Here is a 12,961-nt window from a genome sequence, read left to right as displayed (position 1 = left end):
AGTCAACGATGGTTTTGGAAGATAAAACGACTGAAATAAGTAAAGAGCCCGAAAATCCACGTCCGATGTTAGTAGCATTTGGCAATAAATTTTTAAATTTCAATTCATTAAAAGAGCGGAATCAATCCGTAAAAGAATATATGACAGAAAAATGCCAAGAAGAGAATGGTATTAATGTGGATTTAGATGCTAAATTTCGCAGTGTAGGAAAAATTGTCAAAGTGTTTCAAGATACAAATAGTGAAAAGCAATATGCATTATTGGGTGAAGAAGATAGTCGTGGCGTGAAAAATGAAGTTCTATTTGTTGTTCAACTGATTGAAGAAGAGGGTCAATATAAAATTGACAATTTTCGCTATGAACAACTTCATGTACATTAAGTTCTTAATTTAAACAATTTTTATGTTCATTTATTTTCTATAACCAAAACGTTGACGGACGTTTAAGCGTACGTTATAATCAGGGGTGAATAAATAAAAAAGGATGTGAACATAATGGAAGTCACTACACCGACAAATGCTCGTAATAATATTTATGGGTTGATTAGGCACGTTGTTTCTGATAATCAACCTGTAGAAATTATCAATACAAAAAATGAGGATGAGAGTGTCGTTATGATCAGTAAATCTGATTGGAATGCTATTCAAGAAACATTATATTTACAAAATACAGGGGTTCTTGATCAAATTAAACGTCACGAAAATGAAGGCACAGAAGAGCTAGGTGAAATTGATTGGGATTCACTATAGAGATTAAGAAAAATGCCAAAAAGGATTTACCAAAATTGAAATCAGCTGGATTGCATAAAAAATTTGATGAACTGATTCAAGTGATTCGAGAAAATCCTTTTCAAACTCCACCACCATATGAAAAATTAGTTGGTGTTCCATATTATTCAAGAAGAATTAATATACAGCACCGATTAGTTTATAGCGTAGATATAAAAGAAAATGTGGTAGTTATCCTTTCTGTTTGGTCACATTATGAACGTGGATTGAATTAGAAAGATATATTAACAACATAGAACTTAAAGAAAGAGGAAAAGGAGGAAAAACGACAAGAACAATTCATTGCAAAAGAAAAAGTACAAGATCACGATTTAGAGTTAGAAAAAATTGAATAGAAAAGGGTACGCCTTTTCTAAGGAGGGGCGTATCCGCTCCTCCTTCTTTTATCTTTATGGGAGGGAAACTATGAATTATCAAAAGTACAAAGAATTAGGAAACTTATTCAAGGAGACATTCCAAACGGTTGTTTCTGATAAGAACAATTTATTTGATTTTTTTAATCAGGTTCAGATGTTTCATAAATACGATATTTATGAGCAAATATTTATTTACGGACAGAAGTCGAATGCTACCCATATCGCTGATTTTGATACGTGGAAAAAATTAGGACGATTTGTTAAAAAAGGAGAAAAATCCATTGCTGTTCTTAGCCAGTCAACAGGGAAAATAAATATAAAACATTATTTTGATTTTTCTCAAACAGATGGAAAGGAACTTGATTTTCCAGATTATACATTAGAAAAGAATGATTGGAATCTTTTAGTTAGCCAAGAGATAGAAGATTTAATTGATGAAATAGTTGATTTTACTGAAGAACCAGATATTCGTAGACTATCTATAGAAATTGGGTTATTCTTGGCAAAAAATAAGAGTATTGGTTCTGAAGTGATTGATATAACTGAACAAGAATTCACTATGTTACAAAGTTTACCTAACTTTTTTAAAGTAATGAATTATGCAAATGAAGTAAACCGACTAATTAGCAAAGAAATTTTAGTTTATAAAAGAGAAAGGATGAATGAACATGAGTTTAAAATATTACGAGAACGAGACAGGACAACTGATACCAGAAGTCGAGTATCCCAATTATCCACTGGGGAGATTCGGGAAAATAGCCGTAGCCAAATTACAGGAAGAGAATCCAGTAGAGTATCAAATCAAACTAGTCGAGGGCGATTTAATGAAGTGGGGACACGAGATCAACAAAAAAGTGTGGAACAGAGTAAGCGAATTGACAGAAGCATTGGAAGAAACCAATCCACTGACACCAGCTCAACAAGCGAATTTCGAGGAAGCGTCGAAGATACGAATGCAATTTCGGGAACAAGCAATCGAACTCGCAATGAGCGAGATTCTATAGATGGAAAATCCAATTCAGATATAAAAGACTTTGAAGAAAAACAATCTTCGGAGTCTTTTTTTGTTGAAAAAAATCCTGATTACGAAGAAATTACTCCGGATTTTACAGAGGAAGAACTAAACAACATATTGAGACGTGGATCAGGCGTTGAAGGTGGAAAAATACGTATTTACCATTTATACCAACGAACTCTCTCCAAAAAGGAAAGAGTTTCTTTTTTAAAAGAAGAATATGGTTGGTCAGGTTCTACTCTAGATATTCAGGGTTCTTCTTTTTCGATGATGGATTGTCGTCCAGGCAAGGGAATTACGGTAATTAAGAAAATCAATAATGAAGACTATGAACGTGTAATGAAATGGTCAGAGGTTGAGGAACGTATCGGTTTGTTAATTCGTCAAAATGAGTATCTAACTGAAGAAGAACTTAAACTTGTGCAATCAAAGAAAGAAGAATCAGTTAAAGAAGCGTTAAGTCAAATGGATACTGAAGCAGAGGAATTAACGCTATTTGATTTAGAAGAGATAGAAACAGAGGAAAAACCTGTTGTAACTGAAGGATATGGAACTGAAGTCGCATTTATTCCGAAAATAGAAGCTAAAAAAGAGATAATCAATCATGGTAAAACAATATTTGAACAAATTTATCGGAATAAAACAAATGGTTTTTCTTTTGAAAATATAGATGTTACTCAATTTTATCCAAGTAAAGCAAGAGAAAAAATCAAAGCTAATCTTGAAGCGATTCGGTTATCGAAAGAAATTAGTCAGACACCTGGGCGAATAACTACTGACAAAGAACGAAAAATTCTTGCTAAATATGTTGGTTGGGGTGGTTTGGCTGCGATTTTTGATGAACGTGATGATCAATATTTAAGTGAACGAAACCAATTAAAAGTGTTGTTATCTGCAGAAGATTACCGAGCAGCTAGAGAAAGCGTATTGACTGCTTATTATACTGATCCACGTATTATCCAAGCAATCTACAAAAAAATTGAAGCCATGGGCTTTAAAGGGGGTACAATTTTAGATCCTTCGACAGGAACAGGGAATTTCTTTTCTGCTATGCCAAAAACAATAAGAGAAAATTCTACGCTTTATGGAGTGGAATTAGATCCAATCACTGGCAAGATTGCGCAACAATTACACCCTGATGCCAACATTGAGATTACAGGGTTTGAAAAGACTCCGTTAAATAAGAATAAATTCGACTTAGTGATTAGTAATATTCCTTTTGATAATTTCAAAATTGAAGATACTAACTATTCTAGAAAATATTCGATTCACGATTACTTTATCAAAAAAGCCCTTGATAGCGTAAAAGAAGGCGGAATTGTGGCGGTTATTACGTCGATGTCGACAATGGATAAATCAGATTCTTCTATTAGACGTGAATATGCCGAAAAAGCTGATTTATTAGGTGCGGTTCGCTTACCAAGCAATGCCTTTAAGAAAATTGCAGGAACAGATGTGGTGACAGATATTCTTTTCTTCCAGAAAAACTCCGAGCGAGAATTAAAGTATTCTCCAAGTTGGGTCTTTGATGGCACAGATCCAGAAATACCAGAAGTGATAATGAATAATTACTTTATTCGTCATAAAGAGATGGTCTTAGGTGATTTAGCTATCAAGAATTTCAGAGGTCAAACGTTAACTGTCAAACCACGTGAAGGAAATTTAATTGATCATTTAAATCAAGCTTTCTTGAATTTTGATGGTCAATTAACTATTTCAACGGAAACAGAAATGATTGATTTAGTTTCTGTAGAAAAAGAAGGGTTAGAGAAAGAAATTCCAATGTTCAATTATGGAGTCATTGGTGACGAAATTTTTTTCAATGATGCAGGAGAATTAGAAAAGTATACGGGTTCTAAAAAGTCCATAGAACAAATGAAAAAATTGATTGAAATTAAAGAAGCTTTGCTTTCTGTCATTGAGTTACAACGAAATACAGAATATACACAGGAAGAATTACAAGCTTCTTTAAATCAGCTTAATGCTTGTTATGATGAATTTGTAGCTACCTATGATTCGATCAATAAAACAGGTAAAATATTTGATCGTGATGAATATTATCCGTTGTTAAAGTCAATCGAAGAAGTTCAGGAAGACGGTACAGTTCGAAAGGGAGATATCTTCTTTCGTGCGACGATTCGAAAAATAGAAGAAATTACTCAAGTGGAAACAGCCCAAGAAGCTTTACAATTATCAATCAATCGTCAAATGAAAGTGGATCTTGATTATATGGTCTCTATTTATCCAAAAGATAAAGAAATAATCATTGACGAATTAGAGGATTCAATTTTTATCAATCCCACGAAGTATCAAGGAGATATTTATGGTGATGTTTGGGAAACACGTGAAGAATATCTCAGTGGAGATGTGAAACAGAAATTAGCAGAAGCAAAATTGGCGATTGAATCGTATCCAGAAATTTTCCAAAAAAATATTTCGGCATTGGAACAATCACAACCAACACCACTAAAAGCTGGAGATATTGACTATTCATTAGGAGCTACATGGATTCCAACTGAAATTTATCAATCGTTTATGTATGAATTATTTGAAACGCCTCAATACATGCAGAGAAATGGAATTATTCAACTAGAGTATGATTCCTATGCTTCTAAGTATTTTATTCGTGGAAAAAGTAGAGACGAAAATGCGTTAACAACTAATAAATATGGAACAAAACGAGCAAATGCGTATTTGATTTTGGAAAATAGTTTAAATCTTTTAAAAGTGGAAGTACGAGATCGAGTGATTGATGATGACGGTAAGAAACGATACGAACTCAATCCAAAAGAAACGATGTATGCACGTACGAAACAAGAAGAGCTACAAGAAACCTTTAAAAGTTGGGTAATGAATCATAGTGAGGTATTGGAAGAATTACATGCAATCTATGAAGAACGGTTCAATCGAATTGTGCCGAGGACTTATGATGGCAGCCAACTAGAATTTCCTGGTCTGAATCAAAAAATCACCTTACGTCCTGCACAACAAAATGTGGTTGCTCGTATCTTACATGAAGGAAGAGCGTTAATGGCACATTCTGTAGGTGCAGGAAAAACACTTTCCATGATTACAGCAGGAATGATGATGAAAGAACATGGACTAATCAAGAAACCATTGTACGTTGTGCCTAATCATTTAGTGGGAGATTTTGGGACAGAATTATTGCGCTTTTATCCTGCCAAAAAAGTATTGATTACCACAAAAAAAGATTTTGAGAAAAGCAAACGCAAAGAGTTTGTTTCTCGAATTGCCGTAGGAGAATATGATGCAGTTATTATCGGTCATAGTCAATTTGAAAAAATCACGCTTTCTCCAGAGCGACAAAAGAAAATGTTGCAAGAAGAAATTGATCGAGTTTCTGAAGCAGTGGCGGAATATCAAATGAATAATGAAGAAGAATCTTGGTCAATCAAACAGATGATTTCTTTTGAAAAACGATTAAACGAAAGACTTGAGAAATTAAATAAACAAGACAAGAAAGACCACATGATTTATTTTGAAGATTTAGGAGTGGACTTCTTATTTGTCGACGAGGCACATGTTTATAAGAACCTTTATTCTTATACGAAATTATCCAATGTGGCAGGAGTGAATGCTTCCAATAGTTTACGTGCCAGTGATATGGAAATGAAGGTCAAATATCTGTTAGAAGAAAATAATCAACGAGGGGTTGTTTTTGCGACAGGGACACCTATTTCTAATTCGATGTCTGAAATGTTTACGATGCAGAAATATCTTCAGCCAGATGTATTAGAAGCATATGGTGTCAGTCATTTCGACGCATGGGCGTCAACTTTTGGCGAGATTATTTCTTCTTTAGAGATTACTCCTGAAGGTAGTGGTTATCAAATGAAAAATCGCTTTGCCAAATTCCATAACTTGCCTGAACTGATGAACATGTTCAACTTGGTTGCGGATATTCAAACGCCTGATATGTTGAAACTTCCTGTGCCTGAAGTAAAAACAGGAAAAGCTCAAATCGTTGTTACTGAGCCAATTCCATATCAAAAAGATAAAGTCGAAGAATTAGGGAATCGGGCAATGGCGATACGAGAAAGAAAAGTGACTCCAGACGTCGATAATATGTTGAAGATCACGAATGAAGCCAAACTTATGGCTTTAGATCCACGTTTGCTTGAAGATTATGATCCAGAAAAATATGATTCTGAAGATTTGAAGAAAACAAAACTGGCTACTTGTGCCAATAAAGTATTTGCGATCTGGAAGGAAACGAAAAACACGCATTCTACACAAATGATTTTCTCTGACTCTGGTACTCCAACTCCTAAAAAATTTAATGTTTACGATGAAATGAAATGGTTGTTGGTGGATAAAGGAATCCCTGAAGAAGAAATTGTATTTATCCATGATGCGAAAAATGACAAGCAACGAGAAGAGATGTTTGAGAAAATGAGAAAAGGCTCGATTCGCATTATGTTGGGAAGCACAAGTAAGGTTGGGACAGGAACGAATGTCCAAAACAAATTAATTGCGGCACACCACATTGATTGTCCTTGGCGTCCTTCAGATATCCAACAACGTGATGGAAGAATCATTCGACAAGGCAATGAAAATAAAGAAATTCAAATCTTCCGTTATGTGACCAAAGGAACATTTGATAGCTTTTTGTGGCAGATCCAGGAACAAAAGCAAACGTATATCTCTCAAGTGATGTCTGGTAAAGCTATTTCTCGAAGTGTTGATGAATTGTCTGAAACGGTACTAGATGCCTCAGAAGTTAAGGCATTAGCAACAGGTAATCCATTGATTGCAGAGAAGATGAAACTGGATAATGAGATTAGTCGTTTGCGGATGTTGCAATCTGCTTTCTTAAATGAACAAGAGAGTCTAAAAAGAAAGGTAGAGCAAAACTATCCGAAAAAAATACAAGAAATAAAACAATCAATCACTCAATTAGAAAAAGATATCGAATTGTCAAAACAACATTCCAGTAATGAATTTCAAGTTCAATTAATGAACATGACTTATGATTCTCGAACGGAAGCTACGCAAAAACTTGAACAGTTGTGTCAAGCTTATAACCGTTCTGAAGAATTTATAGAAGTGGGTGCGTATCAAGGTTTTAGTATTTTCTTAAAACGTAGTGAAATGCAATATGGACAGCTTGAAATGAAGTTGCAGTCTGAAGGTGGACGATATACAACGTTGATTGATCCACAAGCAGGTATTGGCATGGTTCGTCGAATTGAAAATGTTGTCCAAAAATTGCCTGAACAGGTATTAGAAAAACAAGAACAACTAAAGGAAACAGAAGAAAAGTTAGAAATAGCTAAAAAACAACTTGGTCAGCCCTTCCCTCAAGAAGAGGAATTGAAAGAGAAGGTAGCAGAACAAACTCGAATTAATACAGAAATCGAATGTTCACTAAGTAAAAAGACAGATAGGCATTCAACAGATGAAGAAATTATGGAAGACGAAGAAACGAACTACTCTATCGAGGAAAGTAGTGAAGAAGAAATAATGGGAATGTAAATGTATAAAAAGAAGACTGTATTATTTACAGTCTTCTTTTTTATGCATTCTTCTTCTTGTTTTTCCATATTCGATCATTTCTGACTTTAGATATAGTTTGAAGGTAGTTCGTCCATTTTTTTGTTTTGAAAAGAATGGTCGAACGACAGAGTTAAGTTTTGCAGTTGTATCAAAGCTTGCTTGAGTCTGTTGTGTATATATTGGTGCTTCGTCTTTTGTCAGTAAGTTGTCTTGTAAATATTCTCTCAATAATTCAGGATTTTTATCTAAAATATCATAAAATTCTTCTTTTTTCATTGTAGCACCCCCTGTATTCTCTAGAAAAAAGTATACTTTATAAGGTTAAAAAAATCAATCTAACTATTTATAAAGTTAACTTTATAAAGTATAATAAAAATATAAGTTAGTAAGATAATATAAAAATAAAAAGGAGAAAAAGTCCATGAAAGAAAGCTATTCAATAAAAGAAATCTTAAGCAAACTAGAAGCTACAGAAGACGGAATATTGTTGATTCCAAACTCGGATGTAGCAATTGTCGACGAACGTGATTTGGAGGTCTTTGAACTTCCGGAATCATTAGAAACTTCAAAAGTTATCTGTTTTTGGACGACAGATGAAATTAGAAATTATTTTAGTATTACGGATAATAGAATTATCTGGTTTGATAATTTTCTAAGCGAAAGTGCAACAGTTTTTGAAGGGAACGTAAAAGAAGAAATTGAAATTGTGATTGATGAAAGAACATTTGAGCCTAAAATTTTATCCAAAAATATCAAAGAATACGAAGATTTAAATTTTTATCAGGAGACAGGGATAGATCAAACCTTCGAGCTTTGAATTAGTTAAAAAGAAGTATTATGACAAGAAATTTCCCTTCTTGTCATAATATAAAGGAGGAAAATAATTTATGAAAAACTACAAAAAAATCAGTTTAATTTTTGTTTTATATTTAGCTGTTTTTTTCTCAGCAATTCGTATGGATGATTATTTATTTGACGGAAATTTGAATCAGGAGCTATCGACACTAAAAAGGCAACATAAAATTGATGATTTTGAAATAAAAAAATCTACTCAAAGCTTTGTGAAAAAGAAATACTCCATGCAACTTTCATATTCTTCAGAGGATACTCATACTTATCCTCGAACAATTGAACTCATTCGATCCCCATTTTCGAGTCGAAAAGTTTCTATTGAGTTTGAAAAATAGATGAAAGGAGAATATTTATGTTTTCAAATCGAGAGTGTTTTTGGGGAATAGATCTAATCCCCGTTGATCAATTTAATCAGCAATATTGTTGGCCGCCTACTTATATCAAATATGATTGTTCAGAGTTAGCTAAACATATGAAATATGTGAAAGAGAATCATTTTTATGATACGTATGTTTGGGAATGCTCAAAGTGCAGAAAAAGATATGCTTTGGTAAAAGGAACGACACATTTTGAAGAAATAAAAACAGAAGGAGAGTAGCTTTGAAAAGAATTATTTCAGGTATTGTCGTATTTATTGGTGCGATAGGTATTGGAATTGGTGTATTTCAACCGCAAGAAGTGAAGCAAATCACTTCGATGATCGATCAAACATTTAACAAATTATCTGATGAAGAAGATGAACAGTTTTCAAATCAAATAGAAGTAAAAAATCAGAATAAGCCAACTTTTTCTTCTAAAGACTTGTCTTTAGATAAGGGGAATTGGCAAGTATTTTCTGATTTAGATTCGCTAAATCGAGTAGGTGAAGCGAATACGATGTTACACAAAAGTATGATGCCGACTGAAGAAAGGGAACGGTTATATATCAAGCCAACAGGCTGGAAACAAAAGAAGATGAAAAATGGCGATTATTTATATAACCGCTGCCATTTGATTGGTTACCAGTTGACTGGAGAAAATAATAATCCAAGAAATCTAATGACAGGTACACGCTCATTCAACACTCCTGCAATGGTGGAATATGAAAATAAAGTGGCAGAGTATTTACGAAGAACAGGAAATCATGTTCGCTATCGAGTGAGACCAGATTTTCGAGGAAATGAACTGGTCGCTAGAGGTGTACAAATGGAAGCCCAAAGTATAGAAGATAATGGAATTTCTTTCAATGTTTATATTCATAACACGCAGGAAGGCTATGTCATTGATTATCAAACAGGAAATTCTAGGGTTCAAAATTAATCAAGGGCGTAAAAATAGAGGTTACTTCCGCAAAAAGTAACCTCCGAACAATAAAAAAACTACGCCCCATTCTAACAAGATAATGGAGAGAAATCAAGATGAAGAAAATAATTAGCTTTTTATCCATGGAATGGAAAATTATTTTGTCTGCAGGGACAATGATTTACTTATTTTGTTCGTGGGATGTATATGTTGTAGAAGAACTACCGAGAAATTGTAAGAAGTCATTGGAAAATCTTCAGATAAAATATGTAAAATAATAAAAAAGATAGGGACTGCTTAGTGATGAAGTTTTAAGCAATACCTATCTTTTTCATTTGACATATAGATGTTATACTCAAGACGTAGTAAGTTTACGATAGCATTTTTTGTCTGTTTCTAAAGCAATTTTAGAGGTTATGTTTATACATAGTTTTTTCATAGTATATCATTGGAGAAATTGCCAATATAAGAAGTCAATATATTAAATGAAGAGGAAGTGAACTAGTTGTTAGTAGAAGCTGTTCATGTTCAACCAGCACATGGAAGGATAAATGATTCTGTCTACTTAAAAAATAAGATATTTACTTTTCGTGTAGCTGAAAAATTAGAAAAAGAGATTCAAAAGGGAATGCTTGTGTATTCTAAAGATGGTCAATTGGTTTATGTAAAAAATATAATTACAGGTAGATCTGAAGAAGAAGAAAATGAGTATACTGCGATCATTAGTAAAATCTTTAACGAAAATTCTGGCATTCTTCCTGTGCGAAAAGGAGAAGGAGTGCCTAAAATACGATTCATAAATAAAAAGACAATTTTTGAAGGGCTATTTTTGGAGTTAAAAGATAAGACTTTACACAAAACCAAACAAAAGGTTTATTTTAAAGCACCACAAACTGTCTATAAGAAAATTGGCATAGGAGATATTGTGATCTTTTCTGTTAAAGGTAAAAAGTACCATGTATTAATTATTCAAGTCTATAAACCGACAGAATTGAATAAAGAAGTAACTTTCACTCAACCGAAATTTAAACCATTTTTTTTGAAAAAAGTTGCGAAAGGGTTCAAAAAGACAGACTATATCACTATACCAAAGGAAGAGAATATTGTAACTTCTAATCAAAAGAAACAAGAAAATCGTAAACGTCCATTTATAATAAGAAAAACAAGTAAATAAGAAGTTATAGCTATAAACGAATATTTAATTTGTGCATTTGAGGTAGAAATGCTATAATACAATTGCGAAATGTGAAGATTTTGTACAATAGAAGCACAAAGACAAGCCTACTGCGAATAGGCTTGTCTTTTTTTCATTCGTTGCGACTCCGAATGTGTGGGTTAGCGACAACTTGCTCAATTATCGTCTTTCTCATCTAACCAATGAGAAACTAGCTCAATGACTATCCCAACAAAAGTTGGTGCGATAATTAATGTGAAGATTTTGTCTAACAATAGAAGCACCCCCTTTGGGGGCAAGTTGCCAAAAAAAGTATAACATTAAAATATTGGATGTACAAAAGTAGCTTAGAGTCCAATAGAGTATACCTTGTTGGACTTTTTGTGTGTTCGTGTGTCATTTTTCTAGATAAATGGCATAAATTTTCAGCGCTAAGTGACAAAAGCAACTAATTTTTCATGATAGATTTTTAAATGTCTCAATCTATCTCCAAAATTAGTTGCTTTTGTAGCTATAGTTGACTATAAATATGACAAATAATTAGAAAAAACTGTGCCAATTAAATATAAAAATGATAAAAAATGACAGGCTACTTTTCCTACTGTACATTATGTCACCTAATTATTAATATAACATAGTTATCTATTTAGAAACAACTATACCTTTATAACAGAAATGTAAGTTGTTTTGATAGCAGAACATATTGACAAACCTATACCTTTCATTATATGATTTTTATAAAGAAAACGTTTTCTGTTTGTTTTTCTATAACAGGGGGAAGTTCTATGAAAAAATTTACTTTAGGAGTAGCTTTGTTAACTATCGGGTCAATTGTTTTATCGTCAACTACTATAGTTTATGCTTCAGAAAATTCCCAAGTGGTATCATTAAACGAAAACAATACCACTGAAAATGTAGTTATTGAGTATACTGAAGATGGTATGGTCGTAACTAAATATGAGGATGGTTATAGTGCGAAAGATTTTGCAAATTCTTCAGATATCATGACAAGAGCTGCAGTTGCAAGATGGGGCAAAAAGGAATATACAAATATTGCTGTAACCACTGGAGTAGCTGCTAATGCTATTAATGCTGCCTTTTGGGCAGGAGGAAAAGCTAGTACTGCTATGTTTGGTATTCCAGGTTGGGCAATTGGGGGCTTGTTAACAGGTGCAAGTTGGACTAAAAAAGGTGCTTCTCCAGGAAATGCAGTTGCAAAAGTATGGGACAAAAATGGTAATGGCTGGATTGGATTTTATTACCAAAGAGGATATAATGCAGCGGGAAGAGTTGTAGCTACTAGATATTCAACGTTATAAGTTAAGGAGTGATGTTTTTGATACCTAAATCATTAAAATCATTTACTAAAAAGAATCCACAAATAGCTACTATTCGTATTTTTATATTTGCTATAGCTGTTGCTATAATTGTTAATATGCTAAGTGGAGGGCAATTATACAAATCTGGTTTATTTTTAGTGTTAATTTTAGTTGTCTTAGACATAATAAAGTCTAAAAAAAAATAAATTGATATATCTTATAAAAATAGGATTGTTTGAATATTACAAAGTAACAATTTCACCGAAGGTGAAACAAGCGAAACTTTACAAAAAGTGGCTAGCATTTTGCTAGCCTCAGACTGTAGACAAAAAGGAGTTGGCAATTAAGCCACTCCTTTTTGTCTACAGTCTGAACCACCCTTCAAAAGGGTGGGCTATAAGCCCTTAACTGCTAGATAAATGGCATAAATTTTCAGCGCTAAGTGACAAAAGCAACTAATTTTTCATGATAGATTTTTAAATATCTCAATCTATCTCCAAAATTAGTTGCTTTTGTAGCTATAGTTGACTATAAATATGACAAATAATTAGAAAAAACTGTGCCAATTAAATATAAAAATGACATTGGTTCTATAATGGACAATTAAATTGAGCAATATTAAAAGTAGAATAGAATTATTAGTGAGTTTAGGGTAACAT

The 12,961-nt window shown here is 33.1% G+C and carries 13 protein-coding genes; 11 read left to right on the top strand and 2 right to left on the bottom strand.

Going from position 1 to position 12,961, the window contains the following annotated elements:
* The 5 genes from AB3H90_RS13920 to AB3H90_RS13900 form a co-directional block, all read left to right on the top strand.
* On the top strand, nt 1-380 hold a 380-nt coding region (locus AB3H90_RS13920), incomplete at its 5' end, for an EF0163 family protein (protein WP_368016898.1).
* 114 nt (nt 381-494) lie between these two features.
* Entirely contained in the window at nt 495-749 is a 255-nt protein-coding gene (locus AB3H90_RS13915; protein ID WP_034865939.1) for a type II toxin-antitoxin system Phd/YefM family antitoxin, read from the top strand.
* Nucleotides 734-1,003, top strand: coding sequence for a Txe/YoeB family addiction module toxin (locus AB3H90_RS13910; RefSeq protein WP_010720566.1), 270 nt, complete (start codon nt 734-736; stop codon nt 1,001-1,003). The genes AB3H90_RS13915 and AB3H90_RS13910 overlap by 16 nt, the downstream gene beginning before the upstream one ends.
* Before the next feature lie 803 nt (nt 1,004-1,806).
* Nucleotides 1,807-2,148 (top strand): TnpV protein, encoded by a 342-nt coding sequence (locus AB3H90_RS13905; protein ID WP_353885179.1) that lies wholly within the window; start codon nt 1,807-1,809, stop codon nt 2,146-2,148.
* Nucleotides 2,149-2,426: 278 nt separating this feature from the next.
* Nucleotides 2,427-7,655 (top strand): helicase-related protein, encoded by a 5,229-nt coding sequence (locus tag AB3H90_RS13900; RefSeq protein ID WP_368016899.1) that lies wholly within the window; start codon nt 2,427-2,429, stop codon nt 7,653-7,655.
* Nucleotides 7,656-7,676: 21 nt separating this feature from the next.
* Here the strand turns inward: AB3H90_RS13900 and AB3H90_RS13895 are convergent, their stop codons facing one another.
* The gene (locus tag AB3H90_RS13895; protein WP_034865936.1) at nt 7,677-7,952 is read right to left on the bottom strand and encodes a hypothetical protein; all 276 of its coding nucleotides are present in this window, start codon (nt 7,950-7,952) and stop codon (nt 7,677-7,679) included.
* Nucleotides 7,953-8,097: 145 nt separating this feature from the next.
* Between AB3H90_RS13895 and AB3H90_RS13890 the strand changes: the two genes are divergently transcribed.
* The 5 genes from AB3H90_RS13890 (at nt 8,098) to AB3H90_RS13870 (ending at nt 10,983) form a co-directional block, all read left to right on the top strand.
* Nucleotides 8,098-8,493, top strand: a complete 396-nt coding sequence (locus tag AB3H90_RS13890; RefSeq protein WP_368016897.1) for a hypothetical protein — start codon at nt 8,098-8,100, stop codon at nt 8,491-8,493.
* 70 nt (nt 8,494-8,563) lie between these two features.
* Complete coding sequence (locus AB3H90_RS13885) at nt 8,564-8,863, top strand: hypothetical protein (protein WP_368016896.1); 300 nt, start codon at nt 8,564-8,566, stop codon at nt 8,861-8,863.
* A 17-nt stretch (nt 8,864-8,880) separates the two neighbouring features.
* A complete protein-coding gene (locus AB3H90_RS13880; RefSeq protein WP_368016895.1) occupies nt 8,881-9,126 on the top strand; it encodes a hypothetical protein in 246 nt (81 codons plus the stop codon).
* 2 nt (nt 9,127-9,128) lie between these two features.
* Nucleotides 9,129-9,827 carry a DNA/RNA non-specific endonuclease gene (locus AB3H90_RS13875; protein WP_368016894.1) on the top strand — a complete coding sequence of 233 codons (699 nt, stop codon included), beginning with the start codon at nt 9,129-9,131 and terminating at the stop codon, nt 9,825-9,827.
* Between the two features lie 487 nt (nt 9,828-10,314).
* Nucleotides 10,315-10,983 (top strand): hypothetical protein, encoded by a 669-nt coding sequence (locus AB3H90_RS13870; protein WP_071856354.1) that lies wholly within the window; start codon nt 10,315-10,317, stop codon nt 10,981-10,983.
* Nucleotides 10,984-11,159: 176 nt separating this feature from the next.
* Here AB3H90_RS13870 and AB3H90_RS13865 read toward each other — a convergent pair whose 3' ends face one another.
* Nucleotides 11,160-11,258, bottom strand: coding sequence for a type I toxin-antitoxin system Fst family toxin (locus AB3H90_RS13865; RefSeq protein ID WP_122957539.1), 99 nt, complete (start codon nt 11,256-11,258; stop codon nt 11,160-11,162).
* Nucleotides 11,259-11,768: 510 nt separating this feature from the next.
* Here AB3H90_RS13865 and AB3H90_RS13860 point away from each other — a divergent pair.
* Nucleotides 11,769-12,302 carry a hypothetical protein gene (locus AB3H90_RS13860; RefSeq protein WP_367010252.1) on the top strand — a complete coding sequence of 178 codons (534 nt, stop codon included), beginning with the start codon at nt 11,769-11,771 and terminating at the stop codon, nt 12,300-12,302.
* Nucleotides 12,303-12,961: the final 659 nt, after the last annotated feature.

This window comes from Enterococcus sp. C63 (assembly GCF_040887215.1).
In the GTDB taxonomy this organism is placed as follows: domain Bacteria; phylum Bacillota; class Bacilli; order Lactobacillales; family Enterococcaceae; genus Enterococcus_B; species Enterococcus_B hirae.
Note: the sequence above shows the minus strand (reverse complement) of the source record. Positions and strands in the feature narration are given on the sequence as shown.

Bases quoted from the DNA above. Each gene is read 5' to 3' on its own strand.
- AB3H90_RS13915 (WP_034865939.1), top strand. From the start codon at position 495: ATGGAAGTCACTACACCGACAAATGCTCGTAATAATATTTATGGGTTG.
- AB3H90_RS13905 (WP_353885179.1), top strand. From the start codon at position 1,807: ATGAACATGAGTTTAAAATATTACGAGAACGAGACAGGACAACTGATA.
- AB3H90_RS13900 (WP_368016899.1), top strand. From the start codon at position 2,427: ATGATGGATTGTCGTCCAGGCAAGGGAATTACGGTAATTAAGAAAATC.
- AB3H90_RS13895 (WP_034865936.1), bottom strand. From the start codon at position 7,952: ATGAAAAAAGAAGAATTTTATGATATTTTAGATAAAAATCCTGAATTA.
- AB3H90_RS13890 (WP_368016897.1), top strand. From the start codon at position 8,098: ATGAAAGAAAGCTATTCAATAAAAGAAATCTTAAGCAAACTAGAAGCT.
- AB3H90_RS13885 (WP_368016896.1), top strand. From the start codon at position 8,564: ATGAAAAACTACAAAAAAATCAGTTTAATTTTTGTTTTATATTTAGCT.
- AB3H90_RS13880 (WP_368016895.1), top strand. From the start codon at position 8,881: ATGTTTTCAAATCGAGAGTGTTTTTGGGGAATAGATCTAATCCCCGTT.
- AB3H90_RS13860 (WP_367010252.1), top strand. From the start codon at position 11,769: ATGAAAAAATTTACTTTAGGAGTAGCTTTGTTAACTATCGGGTCAATT.